This window comes from Micromonospora sp. NPDC004540 (assembly GCF_040610095.1).
Lineage (GTDB): Bacteria > Actinomycetota > Actinomycetes > Mycobacteriales > Micromonosporaceae > Micromonospora.
Genome location: NZ_JBEXLR010000071.1, coordinates 1 through 17,320 on the forward strand (window position 1 = coordinate 1; position 17,320 = coordinate 17,320).

A 17,320-nucleotide genomic window follows, 5' to 3' on the forward strand; every position below is an offset into this window, starting at 1 on the left:
AGGCGGAGAGCCCCATGTTCGGCGTCGAGATCACCGACAGCCCGTACGTGGTCGCCTCGATGCGCATCCGCCGCGCCCGGCCCGGCCCGGGACGCCTGGGAGACGGTGCGCACGGCCCGGCATCCCGGCCGGCCCACCACACTGGACTACCTGGAGACCGCCTTCGACGGCTTCGTGGAGCTGCACGGCGACCGGCTCGGCGCCGACTGCCCGGCGGTCGTCGGCGGGGTGGCCCGGCTGGCCGGCCGGCCGGTCATGGTGATCGGCCACCAGAAGGGACACACCACCGCCGAGCTGGTGGCCCGCAACTTCGGCATGGCCAGCCCGGCCGGGCACCGCAAGGCGCTGCGGCTGATGCGGCTCGCGGCCCGGCTCCGCCTGCCGGTGGTGACCCTGGTGGACACCCCGGGCGCCGACCCGGGCGTGGCCGCCGAGCAGCAGGGCCAGGCCGCCGCGATCGCGGAGAACATCCTCGCGCTGAGCATGCTGCCCACGCCGGTCGTCGCGGTGGTCACCGGCGAGGGCGGCAGCGGCGGCGCGCTCGCCCTCGCGGTCGCCGACCGGGTGCTGATGCTGGAGCACGCCGTCTACTCGGTGATCAGCCCGGAGGGCTGCGCCGCGATCCTCTGGCCGGACAGCTCGGCCGCCCCGCAGGCCGCCCGGGCGCTCCGGCTCACCGCCGCCGACCTGTCCCGGCTCGGGGTGGTCGACGAGGTGGTGCCCGAGCCGCGGCCCGCCGCCCACGCCGACCCGGCCGGCGCGGCCGAGCTGCTGGGCCGGGCCGTGGCGGCGAACCTCGCCCCGCTGCTCGCCGTGCCGCCGGCCACCCTGGTCCGCCGCCGCCGGCAGCGGTTCCGCCGCTTCGGCGCGGCCCGCACGACCGACCTGAACCCGCCGGGCGAGAGCACCCGCAGCCTTGCCCGAGGGGGGGTGGCGCGATGAGCGCCGACGGCGGACCCGAGGAGGTGCTGGACGGGTTGAGCCGCCACGCCCGCAAGCTGGTCGCCGAGCTGGCCGGTCCGGTGCGCCGGGTACGGCTGCGCAGCGGCGAGACGGTGCTGGAGGTGGAGTGGCACGGGCCGGCCCGGCCGGTGCCCGCGCCGCGCACCGAGCCGGACCAGGTCACCGAACCGCAGGTCGAGGCGGTCCCCGCGACGGACCGACCGGCGGTCCGGGCGCCCGTGGTGGGCACCTTCTACCGGGCCCCCGAGCCCGGCGCCGCCCCGTTCGTGGCGGTCGGCGACGTGGTCCGGCCCGGCCAGGTGGTCGGCATCGTCGAGGCGATGAAGTTGATGAACGAGGTGACCGCCGGCCAGGCCGGACGGGTGGTCGAGGTGCTGGTGGAGGACGGCAAGCCCGTCGAGTACGACCAGCCGCTCATCGCCCTGGAACCGCTCACGGGACGGGACGGCTGATGTTCGACAAGCTGCTGATCGCCAACCGCGGCGAGATCGCGCTGCGCGTGCTGCGCGCCTGCCGGGAACTGGGCGTCCGGACCGTGGTGGTGCACTCCAGCGCCGACGTCGACTCGCTGCCGGTGCGGCTGGCCGACGAGACCGTCCAGATCGGACCGGCGGCCAGCCGGCAGAGCTACCTGAACGCCGCCGCGATCGTCGAGGCGGCCCGGCAGACCGGCGCCCAGGCCGTGCACCCCGGGTACGGCTTCCTCTCCGAGGACGCCGACTTTGCCGAGATCTGCGCGCAGAACGGGCTCACCTTCGTCGGCCCGCCGCCGCAGGTGATGGCCGCCCTCGCCGACAAGTCCACGGCGCGGGCGCTGATGAGCCGGGCCGGCCTGCCGCTGCCGCCGGGCAGCGTGCGGACCCTGCCGACCGCCGCCGACGCGCTCGACGTGGCCGCCGAGGTCGGCTACCCGGTGATCGTGAAGGCGGCCGCCGGCGGCGGCGGGCGCGGGATGACCGTGGTCCGTTGCGCGTCCGAGCTGCCCCGCGCGTACGCCCGCACCCGCGCCGCGGCCCAGGTCGCCTTCGGCGACGACCGGGTGTACGTCGAGCGGTACCTGGCGGACGCCCGGCACGTCGAGGTGCAGGTGCTCTGCGACGGCCACGGCAACGGGATCCACCTGGGCACCCGGGACTGCTCGGTGCAGCGCCGGCACCAGAAGCTCATCGAGGAGGCCCCCGCTCCGGCGCTGCGACCGGCCACCCTGGACACCCTCGCGGAGACCGCGTTGCGCGGCGCCCTCGCGGTCGGCTTCACCGGCGCCGGCACCGTCGAGTTCCTGGTGGACGACGCGGAGCGCTGCCACTTCCTGGAGATCAACTGCCGGATCCAGGTGGAGCACCCGGTGACCGAGATGGTCACCGGCATCGACCTGGTCCACGAGCAGCTGCACGTGGCTGCCGGCACGCCGCTGCGCTGGCGACAGGAGGACGTCCGGCCGCACGGGGTGGCGGTCGAGTGCCGGGTCAACGTCGAGGACCCGGACCGCGACTTCGCCCCCGCCCCCGGCCGGCTGGACCGGTTCCGGCCGCCCGGCGGCCCGTTCACCCGGGTGGACACCCACGGCCACGTGGGCTACCTGGTCAGCCCGCACTACGACTCGCTGCTGGCCAAGGTGGCGGTCTGGGCGCCGGATCGGGACGGCGCGCTGGACCGGCTCGACCGGGCGCTCGGCGAGTTCGAGGTGGCCGGCCCGGGGGTGCGCACCACCATCCCCTTCGCCCGGCGGGTGCTGCGCGACGCCGCCTTCCGCGCCGGACGGCACAGCACCGCCCTGGTCGACCGCCTGCTCAATCCGGCCGCCGCCGTCGCCGTACCCGCCGCCGACTGCGCGCCGGTCGCCGATGCCGCGCCGGTCGCCGACGCCGCGCCGGTCGCCGACCGGGCCGGACCGGCCGTGCCCGCCCCCGCGCCCGACACCCGAGCCGACGCCGACCCGGCCGGCCGTACCCCCGTCACCGCCGTGCCCGCCGCCGGCCCGAACGCCTGGAGGAACCGATGACCGTCGCTCCCGACCGACCGCTCGCCAACGAGATCACCGACATCCTGGTGACCCACTGCGGCCTGGACGCCGACGCCGCCGCCCGCACCCCGGCCGCCAGCCTCGAGGAGCTGGGCATGGACTCGCTGGCGCTGCTCGAACTCTCCGCGGTCGTGGCCGACCGGTGGCAGGTCAAGATCCCGGAGCAGGCCGGGCAGCTCAGCATCGCCGGCGTCGCCGACCTGGTGGCCCGCCGGACCGACCCGCCGCCCGGGCACACCGAGAACGCCGTCGACATCGCCGCGCCGCTGCCGCTGGTCTGGGCGATCACCAACGACGTCGCCCGCTGGACCGAGCTGTTCACCGAGTACGCGGTGGTCGAGATCCTGCACCGGGAGGGCGACACGGTCCGGTTCCGGCTCACCATGCACCCCGACGAGAACGGCACGTCGTGGAGCTGGGTCAGCGAGCGCACCGCCGACCCGGCCACCCGCGAGGTGCACGCCCGGCGGGTGGAGACCGGCCCGTTCGAGTACATGCGCATCCACTGGCGCTACGACGAGATCCCCGGCGGCACCCGGATGACCTGGGTGCAGGACTTCGCCATGAAGCCCACGGCGCCGGTCGACAACGCCGGCATGACCGAGCGGATCAACACCAACAGCAAGGTCCAGCTCGCCGTCATCAAGGAGCGGATCGAGCGGACGCACGCGGGAGGCGCGCGATGACCGACACCACCACGGCCCGGGTCTCCGTCCACGACGTCACCGCCGACCGGCGGCGCGGCGGCGAGCTGCGGGTGCTGCTCGGCCCGAAGACCGTCGGCAGCACCTCGGGCTTCCTGGGGGTCGCCACGCTGGCGCCGGGGGAGCGGATCGCCGAGCACTACCACCCCTACAGCGAGGAGTTCCTCTACGTCGCTCGCGGCGCCATCACCGTCGACCTGGACGACCGGCCGGTGCCGCTCGCCGCCGGGGAGGCGCTCTTCGTGGCCAGGGACGTGCGGCACCGGCTGCGCAACACCGGCGACGAGCCCGCCGAGGTGGTCTTCCACCTCGGACCGCTCGCCCCGCGCCCGGAACTCGGCCACGTCGACACCGAGGGCGCACCACCACCCCGGGAACCGTCGTGACCGGCCGGCGCACCGTGGTCACCGGCGTCGGCGTCGTCGCACCCGGCGGCGCCACCCGGGACCGGTTCTGGAAGACCATCACCGAGGGGCGGACCGCCACCCGACGGATCAGCTTCTTCGACCCGTCGCCGTTCCGCTCCCAGATCGCCGCCGAGTGCGACTTCGACCCGGACGCCGCCGGCATCACCCTCGCCGAGCGGCAGCGCGCCGACCGGTACGTGCAGTTCGCCCTCGCCTGCTCCGCCGAGGCGCTCGCCGACAGCGGCCTGACCCTCTCCGACACCGACCGGGAACGGGCCGGCGTGGTGCTCGGCACCGCGGTCGGCGGCACCATGGCGCTGGAGCAGGAATACGTCCGGGTCAGCGACTCCGGCCGGCACTGGCTGGTCGACCACAGCCTCGGCGGGCCGTACCTGTACCAGGCGCTGATCCCCAGCAGCCTGGCCGCCGACGTGGCCTGCCGGCACGGCCTGCACGGCCCGGCGCAGGTGATCTCCACCGGCTGCACCTCCGGCATCGACGCCATCGGCTACGCTCACCAGCTCGTCGCCGACGGGGAGGCGGACATCGTGCTGGCCGGGGCCGCCGACTCGCCGATCTCGCCGGTCACCGTCGCCTCGTTCGACGCCATCCAGGCCACCAGTCCGGACAACGACGACCCGGAGCACGCCTCCCGGCCGTTCGACGCCGACCGGCACGGCTTCGTCCTGGCCGAGGGCGCGGCCGTGCTGGTGCTGGAGGAGGCCGAGCACGCCCGCCGCCGGGGCGCGCACGTCTACTGCGAGGTGGCCGGCTACGCCAGCCGCAGCAACGGCTTCCACATGACCGGGCTGCGCCCCGACGGGGCGGAGATGGCGGTGGCGATCACCGACGCGCTGCGCCAGGCCCGGCTCGCCCCGTCGGCGGTGTCGTACGTCAGCGCGCACGGCTCCGGCACCCGGCAGAACGACCGGCACGAGACCGCCGCGTTCAAGCGGGCGCTGGGCGCGGCGGCGTACCGGGTGCCGGTCAGCTCGATCAAGTCGATGGTCGGGCACTCGCTCGGCGCGATCGGCTCGATCGAGATGGCCGCCTGCGCGCTGGCCATCGAGTACGGCGTGGTCCCGCCCACCGCCAACTGGGCCACCCGGGACCCGGAGTGCGACCTGGACTACGTGCCGAACGAGGCGCGGGAGGTGCCGGTGGACGTGGCGCTCTCGGTGGGCAGCGGCTTCGGCGGCTTCCAGTCCGCGATGATCTTCCGCCGGATGGCGGTCCACCCGTGACCGCCCGGGCCGTGGTGACCGGCATCGGGGTGGTCGCCCCGACCGGGGTCGGCGCCGGGGCACACTGGCAGGCGGTGCTCGCCGGCACCCGGCACACCGGGCCGATCACCCTGTTCGACCCGGCCACCTATCCGACCCGCATCGGCGGGGAGGTGCCCGACTTCGACCCGGTCGGCTTCACCGACGCCCGGCAGCGGGTGCAGACCGACCGGTGGACGCACCTCGGCTTCGCCGCCACCGGGTTGGCCCTGGCCGACGCCGGTCTGCCCGAGGAGGCCCCCGACCCGTACCGCTGGGCGGTGACCCTGGCCAGCTCCTCGGGCGGCAACCTGTTCGGGCAGCGGGAGCTGCAACGGCTCTGGGGCGGGCCGACCCGGACCGTCGGGGCGTACCAGTCGATCGCCTGGTTCTACGCGGCCAGCGTCGGGCAGCTCTCCATCCGGCACCAGCTCAAGGGGCCCTGCGGGGTGACCGTCTCCGAGTCGGCCGGCGGGCTGGACAGCCTCGCCCACGCGGTGCGCACCATCCGCCGCGGCACCCCGCTGGTGGTGGCCGGGGCGACCGAGTGCCCGCTCAGCCCGTACGCGCTGGCCTGCCAGCTCCGCTCCGGGCTGCTCAGCGACGTGGCCGACCCGGAGCGGGCGTACCGGCCGTTCGACGCGGGCGCCTCCGGCTACGTGCCCGCCGAGGGCGGCGCGGTCTTCGTGGTGGAGGAGTTGGGGCACGCGCTGGCCCGGGGCGCCCGGATCTACGGGGAGATCACCGGCTGGGCGGCCACCCACGACGCCGCCCCGACCGACGCCGAGGCCGGGCCCGACCCGACCCACTACGCCCGGGCGCTGCGGCTGGCCCTGGGCCGGGCGGCGGTCCGCCCGCACGACGTGGACGTCATCTGGCCGGACGCGCTCGGCGTGCCGGCGTACGACCGGGCCGAGGCGGCCGCCCTGCGCGCGGTCTTCGGCACGGCGACCCCGCCGGTGACCACGCAGAAGCCGCTGACCGGCCGGGCCCACCAGGGCGGTTCGGCGCTGGACGCGGCCACCGCCCTGCTCGCCTTCCACCACAACCTGCTGCCCGCATCGGCCGGCCCCGAGCAGCCGGCGCCCGGCTGCGAGCTGACCTTCCTGCGCCGGCCGCGCCCGCCGCGCAGCCGCATCGCCCTGGTCGGGGCGCGCGGCTTCGACGGCTTCAACAGCGCGGTGGTGCTCCGCGGCGCCGCCCCGCCCCCGACGTCCGGGAACTAGTGGTCAGGCCGGTTGCCCGGCGGGTCACCGTCGCCAGAAGAAGTGGTGCACCACTCCGCTCGGGCTGGGGATCCGCTCCAGATGGGAACGGTTGAGGAGTTCGTCGGGACTCGCCCACAACCTTTCGCCCCGACCCAGCTCCACGGGCGCGACCGGCGATGTGCATCGTGTCGATGAGATCGGCGTCGAGAAACTCCCGGACCGTGGCGACGCCGCCGCCGATGCGCACGTCCTTGCCCTCGGCGGCGGCGAAGGCCCGCGCCAGCGCACCCACAGCGCCGGCCTGGACGCGGTCGCCGGCGCCCTCGCGGCCGGCACCCTGCCGATGTTCGTGAGCACCGCGGCCTGGCTGCTCAGCAACAAGCTGAACTACGCCTGGCTGTGGGCCGACCTGGACCTGCTGTCCGAGACCGACCGGTCGCTGATCCGCCGTTACGTCCCGCACACCGTGGCGCTCACCGCCGACCAGCTCGACCGGGCCCTGGCCGAACAGGCCGACCTGGTCGCCAAGCCGGCCGGCGGCTCGGCCGGGCACGGGGTGCTGATCGGCCGGGAGATGAGCGCGGTGGCCTGGGAGGACGGCGTCCGCGCCGCGATCGACGCGGGCGGCAACATCCTCCAGCGCTACCACGGGGCCGACCGGGTGGCCGTGGACTTCGTGCAGATCGAGACCGGGGAGACGGTCACGGCCGAGGTCCCCTACAGCCTCGCCCCGTACCTGTTCGGCAGAACAGGTTCCGGCACCCTGGCCCGGGTGGGTTACCCCGGCTGCGAGGGCGTCCTCAACCTGGCGAGAGGCGTCCTCATGACCGGCATCCTCCTGACCGACTGACCCCCTGCCCCCGCCGTGTTGATCAACTCTGGGTGGCCGGCGCGGTGGGGGTGGTGAAGAAGGCCGTGAGGGGGTCGACGAGTTTTGGGGGTGCTACGGCTATGCCGTTGTGGGGGCTGCCGGGGACGCGCAGGGTGCGCGCCCGGGGGAGAATGGCGGCGAGCCGGTCGTTGATCTCGGTGAAGTAGGGCGCGGCCTTGGCGCCACTGATCAGCAGCGCCTCGGCGGTGATCGCGGCGTACTCCTCGGCCGGTCCCTCGTACGCCTGGATCTGCCGCGACTCGGCGAGCGTCATCCCCACCAGGCTGCCCATGGTCCGCCCGACCTCGGTGCGCAGGAACGCCCGGCAGATCGCGGTCCGCACGCCGAGCGGCAGCTTCGACGCCGGGGACTGCGGGTTGACGCCCGCCCCCACGATCGCCAGCGCCCGCGCGGTGTTCCCGGCCCGGATCGCCTCCTCGGCCGGATCGAGGAACGCCGTCGGCAGGCCGTGCCCGGCCAGGCGGAGCGGGGCGTCGTAGACCGCGATCCGGTCCAGCGGCAGCCGGAGCGCGGCCCGCAGGACGACGAACGCGCCGTAGCTGTGCCCGATGGCCCGGCGGGCGCCGGTGTGCGCGAGCACCGCGCCGAGGTCCTCGATCTCCTGCTCCACCGTGTACGGCTCGCGCCGCGGTGGGGCGTCCGCCCGGCCCCGCCGGTTGTAGAGGTGCACGGTGAACCGGTCGGCGAGCCGCGCGGCGAGCCGGCGGTATTCGTGGATGGTCACCCCGCCCCCGTGCACCACCACGAGATCCGGTCCGCTGCCCGTCGAGTGCAGGACGATCCCCGCGCCGTCCGGTGCCGTGATCCGCTGCATGACTGCTCCCTCCGACCCCCGCAAAACCGCGAACGCTGTTAGCAGTTTACAGTGGTGTGGTGAGCGGCGCACCGAGGAATCCGGCCGACGACGACTCCGCCGGACGGTCGATCTGGACCCGGCCGCAGCGCGGCGCCCGCGGCCCCGCTCCGACGCACAGCCGGGACGAGATCGTCGCCGCCGCCGTCGCGCTGGCCGACGCCGACGGGCTGGGTGCCGTGTCGATGCGCGCGGTCGCCGGGGCGCTCGGGATGGCCGCCGGCTCGCTCTACCGGCACCTGTCGTCCCGGGACGACCTGCTGGACCTGATGGTCGACCGGTGCGTGGGCGAGCTGCGGCCGTACCCGGCGGCCGACGGGACCTGGCAGGACCAGTTCCTCCTGCTGGCCCGCCGCCAACTGGCGCTCTACCAACGCCACCCGTGGCTGCCCGACGCGATCGCCCGGCGCATGGTCCCCGGGCCGAACACCCTCGCCCACTTCGACGCCTGCCTGGGCCTGCTGCAACCGGTCCGGGCCGGGGTGGCCGCGAAGTTCGAGGCGATCGCCATGGTCACCGGCGTGGTCTCGCTCTTCGCCCGCAGCGCGGCGGCCGCCGGCACGGTCACCTTCGACCACGTCGACCTGGCGGCGTACCCGCACCTGGCGGCCGCGTTCGCCGAGCCCCCGTCCGCCCCGCCCGCCGAGGACCTCTTCGAACGCACCCTGCGCAGCCTCCTGACCGGCCTCCTGGCGACCGACCGGCCGGGTTGATCGAGAAGTTCGCGTCATCCGGAGCCCAGTCCCGGACGCAAACCTCTTGATCAACGCCAACCGGGCGGGCCGGCGGTGGGTCGCAGGTGGGTGCCGAGCACGCGGAGGGTCTCGGCGGTGGCGACGGCGTCGCTGCGGGCGCTGCCGTGCCGCCCGTCGCTGCTGTACAGCGACGAGTCCGCGACGAGCGGGTGGTCGGTCAGGTGCACGTGCAGCGTGCCGAGGCGTTCCGCCAGCCGTCCGGTGTGGGCGGAGAGCCGCCGCATCCGCTCGCCCAGCCCCGCGCGCAGCGGCTCCGGCACCGCCGGGCTGTGCGACACGTCGAACATGCCGACCGTGATGACGTCCGCCCCGGCGCCCTGGAGCGCGGTGACCAGCGCCGTCAACTCGGCGTCCACGGCCTCCGGGTCGTACCCGGGGCGGAACGCGTCGTTGCCCCCGCACACCACCAGCGCCAGATCCGGCGCGAACTCCAGCGCCGCCGCCAGCTGGGTCACCCGCACCTCGTGCGCCCGCAGCCCGCGCTTCCCCAGGTTCCGGTACGCCAGCTCGGGCCGGACCGCCCGCAGCTCGGCGGCGATCCGGCCGGCCCACTGGAGGTCGGGGTAGCCGTCGACCGGCTCGCACATGCCCTCGGCCACGCTGTCGCCCAGCACCACGAACCGCCGCCACGGGTGGCCCCGCAGCAGCTCGCCGGCCTCACCCGGGCGCAGGCACCACGGATCCGTCGCTTCGGTAACCGTCGATCCCGTCCCCGCACGCTAACCCAGCCGTACCGGATCCGTCGATCATGAAGTCGACGGCCGCGGAACCGGGACAATGGCGGGGTGCAGGTGGCGGTGTGCGGGCCGGCGGAGGCGGGGCCGGAGGATCTGGCGCAGGCCCGGCGGGTGGGGGAGCTCCTGGCCGAGCGCGGGGTCACCGTGCTCTGCGGCGGGGGCGGCGGGGTGATGGCCGCCGTCGCCGCCGGTGTCCGCGACCGTGCCGGCCTGGTCATCGGGGTACGCCCCGACGACGGCACCGCCCCCGGCCCAATCGAGCTGTCCGCCTCGGTGGTGACCAACATGGGCCAGGCCCGCAACGCCATCCTGGTGTGGAGCGCGGATTCGGTGATCGCGGTCGGCGGCTCCTGGGGAACGCTCAGCGAGGTGGCGCTGGCGCTGCGGCGCGGCGGCATTCCCGTGGTGGTGCTCGGCGGCTGGCGCGTCGTCGACGCCCATGGCGAACCGGTCCCCGGGCCGGTCCACGCGGTCACCGCGGAGGAGGCCGTGCGCCTGGCCCTCGGGACCTGACGAGCTCTTCGGCACCGTTCAGGTGAGCAGCGCCAGCAGGTCCCGGGGCCGGGCCGCGCTCACGTCGGCGGCCTCGGTGGGGTCGTACTGGTGGCCCCACGCCGCGGCCACCGCCACGGCGCCGCTGTCCCGGGCGGCCCGCAGGTCCAACGGCGAGTCACCCACGTACGCGGCGCGGCCCGGTGCCACGCCCAGCCGCCGGCAGGCCAGCTCGACGCCGTCCGGCGCCGGCTTGGGGCGGGCGACCTGGTCGCCGCCGAGGACGACCCGGAAGCGGCCGAGCAGGCCGACCCGGTCGAGCAGGATCTCGGCCGCGCGGTGGCTCGCGCCGGTGAACAGGCCCACCGGCACCCGGGCGGCGACCTCGGCGAGCACCTCCGCGACCCCGGGGTAGACGGTGACCCGCTCGGCGAGCGCGGCCAGGTGGCCGTGGTAGGCGGCCAGGTCGGCGTCGGTGGCCGGCCGCCCGAGCAGGTGGGTGAGCAGGTCAGCCGGCGAGCCCAGCGAGTAGCCCGCGATGACCTCGGCGTCGCTGCGCTCCGGCCCGCCGCCGGCCAGCACCGCCGCGCGGTAGGCCGCGGGCACCACCTCGTGCGACTCGATCAGCGTGCCGTCCATGTCGAAGACGAGCCCGGCCAGCGGCCCGCTCATCCGGCCTCCGCCCGGTGGGCGGCGGCGAGCCGCTTCGGGGCGCGCGCATACCAGGCCTCGGTGACCAGCTCGGTCAGCTCCTCGACCCCGACCCGGTCGAGCCGGACCAGCACCGCCGGGTAGCCCTCGAAGTGCGGCGTGGTGAAGTAGACCTCCGGGTCGTCGGCGAGCAGCGCCGCCTTGGCGCCCAGGTCGGGCACCCGGACGCCGAGGATCGGGCCGTCCGGCGCGGCGTCGCCCAGCGCGTCGAGGTCGGCGCGGCGCAGCGGCCGCTCCCAGACGAAGAGCTTGTCGCGCACCCGCCAGGCCGGCAGGTCGTCGTGCGAACCGCGCTCGGTGGTCTCCGGCAGGGCGAGCGCGATCCGCCGGACGTCGTCCCAGGTCGCCATGGACCGACCCTACGCCGGCCCACCGACACCGGCGCCCGTCCCGCCCGGCGGGCGGCCGCGCGGCATTCCGCCGTGGCCGGTCCCCCTGCACGACGGAAGATCCTGGCAGACTGGCGGCACCGTCCGCCGGTCCGATCGGAGTGGGATGCGCAGGATCATCGTGGCGTTGTCGGTCTCCCTCGACGGCTACTTCGAGGGGCCGGGCGGCGACCTGAGCTGGCACCGGGTCGACGACGAGCTGCACCGGCACTTCAACGACGACCTGCGGGGCATGTCCGCCTTCCTCGACGGGCGCCGCAACTACGAGCTGATGGCGGGGTTCTGGCCCACCGCCGACCAGGACCCGGCCGCCCCGGCGCCGGTGCGGGAGTTCGCCGGCATCTGGCGGGACATGCCGAAGCTCGTCTACTCGCGCACCCTGGAGCGCGCCGACTGGAACTCCACCGTGGTGCGCGAGGTCGTCCCCGAGGAGGTGCGGGCGCTCAAGGAGCAGCCGGGCGGCGACATGGCCCTCGGCGGCGCCGAGCTGGCCGCCGCGTTCGCCCGGCACGGCCTGGTCGACGAGTGGCGGCTCTACGTCAACCCGGTCGTGCTCGGCGCCGGCCGGCCGCTCTTTCCGGCCGGCGCCCGCCTCGACCTCGACCTGGTCACCGAGCGGCGGTTCGGCAACGGCGTGGTGCAGCTCAGCTACCGGTGACCGGTCAGGCCGGCGTGGGGAGGCCACCCGGCAGGCGGTCAACACCTGGCTGCGCGGCCCCGGTCAGGCGGAGTTCGACGGGCTGATCGACTTCGACGCCGTGCTGCGCGGCCCGACGCACCCGAGCCGGCTGCTGCCGGCGTACGACGCCGGGGACCACATCCATCCGAACGACGCCGGTGCGCAGGCGATGGCGGACGCCGTCCCCTTGCGACTGCTCGGTCTGTGACACCGGTGGGGGCGGCGTCGGCACCACGCCGCCCCCACCGTCTTTCCTGGGGAGGAACTGTGGACGTCGACGAGATCCTGACCGGCCTGTACAGCGAGCAGGGCCGGCAGAACCCGTACCCGTGGTACGCGGCCCTGCACGAGCACGGGCCGATCAACGCGGTCCCGAAGCGGGCCGAGCACAGCACGATCACCGCCGTGGCCGGCGGCTACGACCTGGTCGACCGGGTGCTGCGCGACCCGGGCTGGTACAAGGGCGCCCCGCCCGGCTGGCAGGACCAGGAGATCCTGCGCACCTTTCTGACCTCGATGATGTTCGTCAACCCGCCGGACCACACCCGGATGCGGGCGGTCTTCGCCAAGACGTTCACCCCGCGCCGGCTCGGCGCGCTGGAACCGGTGATCGTCCGGATCGTCGACGACCGTCTGGACCGGATGGCCGAGGCCGGCGCGGACGGCGCCGAGGTGGACTTCGTGGCCGACTTCGCGTACCCGGTCCCGGCGCTGGTGATGGCCGAGTTCATCGGCCTGCCCGAGGCGGACCTGGCCTGGTACCGGCAGCGGGTCGACTGGATCGACGAGTACATGGACGTGGCCGGCAAATTGCCGGAGCGGCTGGCCCGGGCCAACCAGGCCGCCGACGAGCTGCGCGGCTACTACCGCGAGCTGCTCGCCCACCGGCGGCGGCAGCCCGGTGAGGACCTCATCAGCGGGCTGGTCGAGGTGCTGGACGCGGGCGGCGCACCGCGCTGCCCGGCGACGACGCGCTGGCCCGGGGCTGCGTGGACGAGGTGCTGCGGATGGAGAGCCCGGTGCACTTCCTGGCCCGCGCCGCGCCACACGACACCGACGTGGGCGGCGTGCCGGTCGGGCGGGACGAGAACGTGCTGCTGCTGATCGCCGCCGCCAACCGTGACCCGGCCCGCTTCCCCGACCCGGACCGCTTCGACCCGCACCGCGCCGGCCCGCCGTCGCTCGCCTTCGGGGTCGGGCTGCACTTCTGCCTCGGCTCGGCGGTGTCCAGGCTGGAGGGCCGGCTCGCCCTGCCCCGGCTCTTCGCCCGCTTCCCCGGCCTGGCGGTCACCCAGCCCTACTCCTACAGCGGTAGCCTCTTCCTGCGTGGCATCGACAAGCTCTTCGTGACGACGGGAGAGGCCCGATGACGCTCGACCCGGAGGTGGTCGCGTGGCGGGCCGCCCGCGCGGCCGCCGGCACCGTGCCCCTCTACACCCAGACCCTGGCGCAGGCCCGCGCCGCCGACCTCGCCGCGATCCGCGCCGGCGCCGGCGCGGTCGAGCCGGTCGAAGAGGTACGCGACACGCAGCTTTCCGGCCCGGGCGGGCCGCTGCCGGTGCGGATCCACCGGCCGGCCGGCGACGGCCCGCTGCCAACGCTCGTCTGGTTCTTCGGCGGTGGCTGGACGCTGGGCAGCGTGGACACGGCCGACGGCATCTGCCGCCGGCTGGTCAACCTCGCCGGCTGCCAGACGATCACCGTCGGCTACCGGCTGGCCCCCGAGCACCGCTTCCCGGCCGCCGTGGACGACTGCCACGCCGCGCTGCGCCGGCTGGCCGGGCACGCCGACGAGTTCCGCGTCGACCCGGACCGGCTGGCCGTCGGCGGGGACAGCGCCGGTGGCAACCTGGCGGCCGCCGTCACCCTGCTGGCCCGCGCCGACGGCGGCCCCCGGCTCGCCGCCCAGGTGCTCGTCTACCCGAACACCGACCAGCGGCCCGGCCGCGGGCCGACCGGTGAGGAGGACCCGTTGCTGTTCAACCGGCACTCGGTCGAGTGGTACCGGCGGCACTACCTGGCCGACCCCGGCGACGCGGCCCACCCGCTCGCCTCGCCGCTGCTCGCCGAGGACCTCGCCGGCCTGCCCCCGGCGCTGGTCGTCACCGCCGAGCACGACCCGCTGCGCGACGAGGGGGAGCGGTACGCCGAGCGGCTGGCCGAGGCCGGCGTGCCCACCGAGGCGACCCGGTACGACGGCATGGTCCACGGCTTCTTCGCCATGCCCGGGGTGTTCGACGCCGGCCGGCGGGCCCAGGAGCAGGCGGCGGCCTTCCTGCGGGCGCGGTTCGGGCTCACCCCAGCCGGCGCGGCCGCCGGCACGGCGACGGGTGGACCGGACCATGGCTGACCTGACGACGACCGTGGGACCGGCGGCGCCGGGGCGGGGACCTGGTGAGCCAGCCCATCCCGCGTTCGTTCCGCCCGCGAGCCTGGCCGATTTCGCCGAGCTGGCCCGGACCGTGCTTCCCGCCGAGGTGTGGGACTTCGTGGCCGGCGGCAGTGGCACCGAGACCACGCTGGCCGCGAACCGGGCCGCGCTGGACCGGGTGGCGGTGCTGCCCCGGATGCTGACCGGGGTGGACGTCCCGTCCACCGAGGCGCCGCTGCCCGGTGGCCGGTACGCCCTGCCGGTGGCGGTCGCGCCGATGGCGTACCAGAAGCTGCTGCACCCCGACGGTGAGGTGGGCCTGGCCGCGGCGGCCCGCGCGGCGGGCGTGCCCTACGTGGCGAGCACCCTGGCCAGCACGCCGATCGAGGAGGTCGCCGCGGTCGGCGGCACGGTCTGGTTCCAGCTCTACTGGCTGCGCGACCGGGCCATGGTGGCCGACCTGGTGGACCGTGCGCTGACCGCCGGCTGCGCCGGGCTGATGGTGACCGTCGACGTGCCGGTGCTCGGCCGGCGGCTGCGCGACGTGCGCAACGGCTTCGCCCTGCCGCCGCACGTCACGGCGGCGAACCTGCCCGGCGGCCGGGACGACCTGGCCCACCAGGGGACGCCCGGGGTGTCCGCGGTGGCGGCGCACACCGGCGCGGTCTTCGCCCCCGCGCTGAGCTGGGCCGACCTGGCCTGGCTGCGGGAACGTACCCCGGTGCCGTTGCTCGTGAAGGGCATCCTGGACCCGCGCGACGCGGTCCGCGCGGCGGACATGGGTGCGGACGCGGTGGTGGTCTCCAACCACGGCGGCCGACAGCTCGACGGCGCGCCGGGCAGCGCGGCCGCGCTGCCCGAGGTGGTCACCGCCGTGGGGGAGCGCTGCGCGGTGCTGCTGGACAGCGGCGTGCGCGGCGGCACCGACGTGCTGCGCGCCCTCGCTCTCGGCGCGGCCGGCGTGCTGGTCGGCCGGCCGATGCTCTGGGCCCTGGCGGCCGGCGGGCGGGCCGGCGCCGAGGCGGCCCTGGCGTTGCTCGCCGCCGAGCTGCGCGACGCGTTCACCCTCAGCGGCTGCGCCGACCCGGCCGCTGCCCGCGAGCTGCGCACCCTGACGGGAGGCTGACGTGGAGCCCGTGGACCTGGCCGTCACGGCGCTGCACCCGAGCGTGGACGACCCCGCGTTGAACTCGATGAACTTCCTCAACGAGGTGGCGCAGCACTACCCGGACGCCGTGTCGCTCGCCGCCGGCCGGCCCTACGAGGAGTTCTTCGACTCGCGGTGCTGCACGAGCACCTGGACACCTTCCGCCGGCACCTCGCCGAGGACCTGGGCCTGAGCCGCGAGCAGGCCGACCGGACACTGCTCAGCTCGCGAAGATCAAGAGCATGGCCACCGTGAACACCTCGCCGATCAGCCAGGCGGTGATCGGGGCGTGCTGCTGGCCCACGACTGCTCGCTGGTCGCGGCGAACGTCCGGGAGCGGGCCGCGTACGCCCGCAACCTGCGGCACCTGGCCGACGGGCTGGCCCGCCGCTTCCCGGCCGGCGGCCCGGTGCGCTGGAACGTCCCGGCCGGCGGCTTCTTCGTGGTGGTCACCGTGCCGTTCGGCGTGGACGACGCGCTGCTGCACCGCTCGGCGCGCGAGTACCGGGTGCTGTGGACCCCGATGGCGCACTTCTACGACGCCGGCACCCCGGTCGACGCGCTGCGGCTGTCGGTCAGCGCGGTCACCCCGGAGCAGATCGACCTGGGCCTGGACCGGCTCGCCGCGCTGATCACCGAGGAGTCTGCCGGCGCGGTCGGCACCGCCGTCAGCGCGCGTGCGGCCCCCTGATCTCACCGGATCCGCGCACCAACAGTCGGGTGGCAACCGGGTGGATGGTGGGTCGCCACTGCTCTCCGTCCAGCCGCCGGAAGATCAGCGAGGCGGCCACCCGGCCCATCTCGGCCGGGTCCTGGGCGACCACCGTGACCGCCGGCTGGAGGAGGTCGGCCAGGGGGAAGTCGTCGAAGCCGACGAGGGCCACCTCGTGCTGCCGGCCGAGTTCCTGCAGGGCGCGGATGGCGCCGATGGTGACCAGGTTCTGGGCGGTGAACAGCGCCGTCGGGGCCGGGTCGTCGCGCAGCAGCCGGCGGACCGCCTCCGCCGAGTCGCGCTCGGTGTGCAGGTCGTGGACCATGGTGGCCGGCCGGATGCCGTGCTCGCTCAGCGCCTCCTTGAAGCCCTGCGCGCGCTGCCGGGCCGTCGCGATGGTCCGCAGGTCGCCCAGGTACGCGATGTCCCGGTGGCCGTGCGCGACGAGGTGGTGCACCGCGGTGGCGGCGCCGTGGTGATTGTCGGACAGCACGGCGTCGACCGCCAGGCCGACCGGCGGCCGGTCCACGAACACCACCGGAGTGCCGGCCGCGACCTCCCCGGCCAGGTAGCTCTGGTCGTCGGTGGCCGGCACCACGACCAGGGCGTCGGCCTGCCGCATCGTGAAGGCGTGCACCAGGTCCCGCTCCCGTTCCGGGCTCTCGTCCACGCTGCCGGCGAAGATGAGCACGCCCCGGTCCCGGGCGGCGTCCTCGAGGGCCCGGTGCAGGGCGGCGGAGAAGGGGTTGGCCAGATCCTCCAGGACCGCGGCGATGGCCGCGCTGCGGCCGCTGGACCGCCGCAGGCTGCTCGCGGTGAAGTTCGGCCGGTAGTCGAGCTGGGCGATCGCCCGGCGTACCGCGGCGAGCTTCGGCGCGGAGACCCCCGCCTCTCCGTTGACCACCCGCGAGACCGTCTTGGTGCTGACCCCGGCCAGCAGCGCGACGTCTCGGAGCGTGGGCCGGGCCTTGACGCCGGCCGGCGGGGCGGAGGCGGCAGCGTGCATGAGCGCTCC

Annotated in this window: 17 protein-coding genes and 4 pseudogenes; 16 read left to right on the forward strand and 5 right to left on the reverse strand. The window is 75.5% G+C overall.

Annotated elements, in window-relative coordinates; genetic code table 11:
* Positions 1-90: 90 nt before the first annotated feature.
* From ABZV78_RS21810 to ABZV78_RS21845, 8 genes and pseudogenes are all read left to right on the forward strand, one after another.
* Positions 91-942: pseudogene (locus ABZV78_RS21810) on the forward strand (acetyl-CoA carboxylase carboxyltransferase subunit alpha); the annotation flags it as partial.
* Positions 939-1,415 (forward strand): acetyl-CoA carboxylase biotin carboxyl carrier protein, encoded by a 477-nt coding sequence (gene accB, locus ABZV78_RS21815; protein WP_355641197.1) that lies wholly within the window; start codon positions 939-941, stop codon positions 1,413-1,415. The pseudogene ABZV78_RS21810 and the gene accB, both read left to right, overlap by 4 nt.
* Positions 1,415-2,965, forward strand: a complete 1,551-nt coding sequence (locus tag ABZV78_RS21820) for an acetyl-CoA carboxylase biotin carboxylase subunit (RefSeq protein ID WP_355641199.1) — start codon at positions 1,415-1,417, stop codon at positions 2,963-2,965. The genes accB and ABZV78_RS21820 overlap by 1 nt, the downstream gene beginning before the upstream one ends.
* Entirely contained in the window at positions 2,962-3,672 is a 711-nt protein-coding gene (locus ABZV78_RS21825; protein WP_355641201.1) for an SRPBCC family protein, read from the forward strand. The genes ABZV78_RS21820 and ABZV78_RS21825 overlap by 4 nt, the downstream gene beginning before the upstream one ends.
* The gene (locus ABZV78_RS21830; RefSeq protein WP_355641203.1) at positions 3,669-4,076 is read left to right on the forward strand and encodes a cupin domain-containing protein; all 408 of its coding nucleotides are present in this window, start codon (positions 3,669-3,671) and stop codon (positions 4,074-4,076) included. Before ABZV78_RS21825 ends, ABZV78_RS21830 begins: the two co-directional genes overlap by 4 nt.
* Entirely contained in the window at positions 4,073-5,341 is a 1,269-nt protein-coding gene (locus ABZV78_RS21835; protein ID WP_355641205.1) for a beta-ketoacyl-[acyl-carrier-protein] synthase family protein, read from the forward strand. Before ABZV78_RS21830 ends, ABZV78_RS21835 begins: the two co-directional genes overlap by 4 nt.
* A complete protein-coding gene (locus ABZV78_RS21840; RefSeq protein WP_355641207.1) occupies positions 5,338-6,585 on the forward strand; it encodes a beta-ketoacyl synthase N-terminal-like domain-containing protein in 1,248 nt (415 codons plus the stop codon). The genes ABZV78_RS21835 and ABZV78_RS21840 overlap by 4 nt, the downstream gene beginning before the upstream one ends.
* A 160-nt stretch (positions 6,586-6,745) precedes the next feature.
* The gene (locus tag ABZV78_RS21845) at positions 6,746-7,417 is read left to right on the forward strand and encodes a hypothetical protein (protein WP_355641209.1); all 672 of its coding nucleotides are present in this window, start codon (positions 6,746-6,748) and stop codon (positions 7,415-7,417) included.
* Between the two features lie 22 nt (positions 7,418-7,439).
* Here the strand turns inward: ABZV78_RS21845 and ABZV78_RS21850 are convergent, their stop codons facing one another.
* Positions 7,440-8,273, reverse strand: coding sequence for an alpha/beta fold hydrolase (locus ABZV78_RS21850; protein WP_355641211.1), 834 nt, complete (start codon positions 8,271-8,273; stop codon positions 7,440-7,442).
* A 59-nt stretch (positions 8,274-8,332) separates the two neighbouring features.
* On the opposite strand from ABZV78_RS21850, the gene ABZV78_RS21855 reads away from it, so the two are divergent.
* Complete coding sequence (locus ABZV78_RS21855; protein WP_355641213.1) at positions 8,333-9,025, forward strand: TetR/AcrR family transcriptional regulator; 693 nt, start codon at positions 8,333-8,335, stop codon at positions 9,023-9,025.
* A gap of 50 nt (positions 9,026-9,075) precedes the next feature.
* On the opposite strand, the gene ABZV78_RS21860 is transcribed toward ABZV78_RS21855, so the two are convergent.
* The gene (locus tag ABZV78_RS21860) at positions 9,076-9,738 is read right to left on the reverse strand and encodes an SGNH/GDSL hydrolase family protein (RefSeq protein ID WP_355641249.1); all 663 of its coding nucleotides are present in this window, start codon (positions 9,736-9,738) and stop codon (positions 9,076-9,078) included.
* 114 nt (positions 9,739-9,852) lie between these two features.
* On the opposite strand from ABZV78_RS21860, the gene ABZV78_RS21865 reads away from it, so the two are divergent.
* Complete coding sequence (locus ABZV78_RS21865) at positions 9,853-10,317, forward strand: dethiobiotin synthetase (protein WP_355641215.1); 465 nt, start codon at positions 9,853-9,855, stop codon at positions 10,315-10,317.
* 18 nt (positions 10,318-10,335) lie between these two features.
* Here the strand turns inward: ABZV78_RS21865 and ABZV78_RS21870 are convergent, their stop codons facing one another.
* Together ABZV78_RS21870 and ABZV78_RS21875 are read right to left on the reverse strand one after the other, a co-directional pair.
* Positions 10,336-10,968, reverse strand: a complete 633-nt coding sequence (locus ABZV78_RS21870; RefSeq protein ID WP_355641217.1) for an HAD-IA family hydrolase — start codon at positions 10,966-10,968, stop codon at positions 10,336-10,338.
* Positions 10,965-11,357, reverse strand: coding sequence for an MmcQ/YjbR family DNA-binding protein (locus ABZV78_RS21875; protein WP_355641219.1), 393 nt, complete (start codon positions 11,355-11,357; stop codon positions 10,965-10,967). Before ABZV78_RS21875 ends, ABZV78_RS21870 begins: the two co-directional genes overlap by 4 nt.
* Positions 11,358-11,502: 145 nt before the next feature.
* Between ABZV78_RS21875 and ABZV78_RS21880 the strand changes: the two genes are divergently transcribed.
* The 6 genes and pseudogenes from ABZV78_RS21880 (at position 11,503) to ABZV78_RS21905 (ending at position 16,284) form a co-directional block, all read left to right on the forward strand.
* Positions 11,503-12,054: a dihydrofolate reductase family protein gene (locus ABZV78_RS21880; RefSeq protein ID WP_355641221.1), complete on the forward strand. Its 552-nt coding sequence runs from the start codon at positions 11,503-11,505 to the stop codon at positions 12,052-12,054.
* 19 nt (positions 12,055-12,073) lie between these two features.
* Positions 12,074-12,283 (forward strand): annotated as a pseudogene (locus ABZV78_RS21885) (SGNH/GDSL hydrolase family protein); the annotation flags it as partial.
* A gap of 59 nt (positions 12,284-12,342) precedes the next feature.
* Positions 12,343-13,445: pseudogene (locus ABZV78_RS21890) on the forward strand (cytochrome P450).
* Positions 13,442-14,425 carry an alpha/beta hydrolase gene (locus ABZV78_RS21895; protein WP_355641223.1) on the forward strand — a complete coding sequence of 328 codons (984 nt, stop codon included), beginning with the start codon at positions 13,442-13,444 and terminating at the stop codon, positions 14,423-14,425. Before ABZV78_RS21890 ends, ABZV78_RS21895 begins: the two are co-directional and overlap by 4 nt.
* Entirely contained in the window at positions 14,418-15,572 is a 1,155-nt protein-coding gene (locus ABZV78_RS21900) for an alpha-hydroxy acid oxidase (RefSeq protein ID WP_355641225.1), read from the forward strand. The genes ABZV78_RS21895 and ABZV78_RS21900 overlap by 8 nt, the downstream gene beginning before the upstream one ends.
* Position 15,573: 1 nt before the next feature.
* Positions 15,574-16,284, forward strand: a pseudogene (locus ABZV78_RS21905) (hypothetical protein).
* On the opposite strand, the gene ABZV78_RS21910 reads toward ABZV78_RS21905, so the two are convergent.
* Positions 16,262-17,311 (reverse strand): LacI family DNA-binding transcriptional regulator, encoded by a 1,050-nt coding sequence (locus ABZV78_RS21910; protein ID WP_355641227.1) that lies wholly within the window; start codon positions 17,309-17,311, stop codon positions 16,262-16,264. The pseudogene ABZV78_RS21905 and the gene ABZV78_RS21910 overlap by 23 nt on opposite strands.
* Positions 17,312-17,320 lie beyond the last annotated feature (9 nt).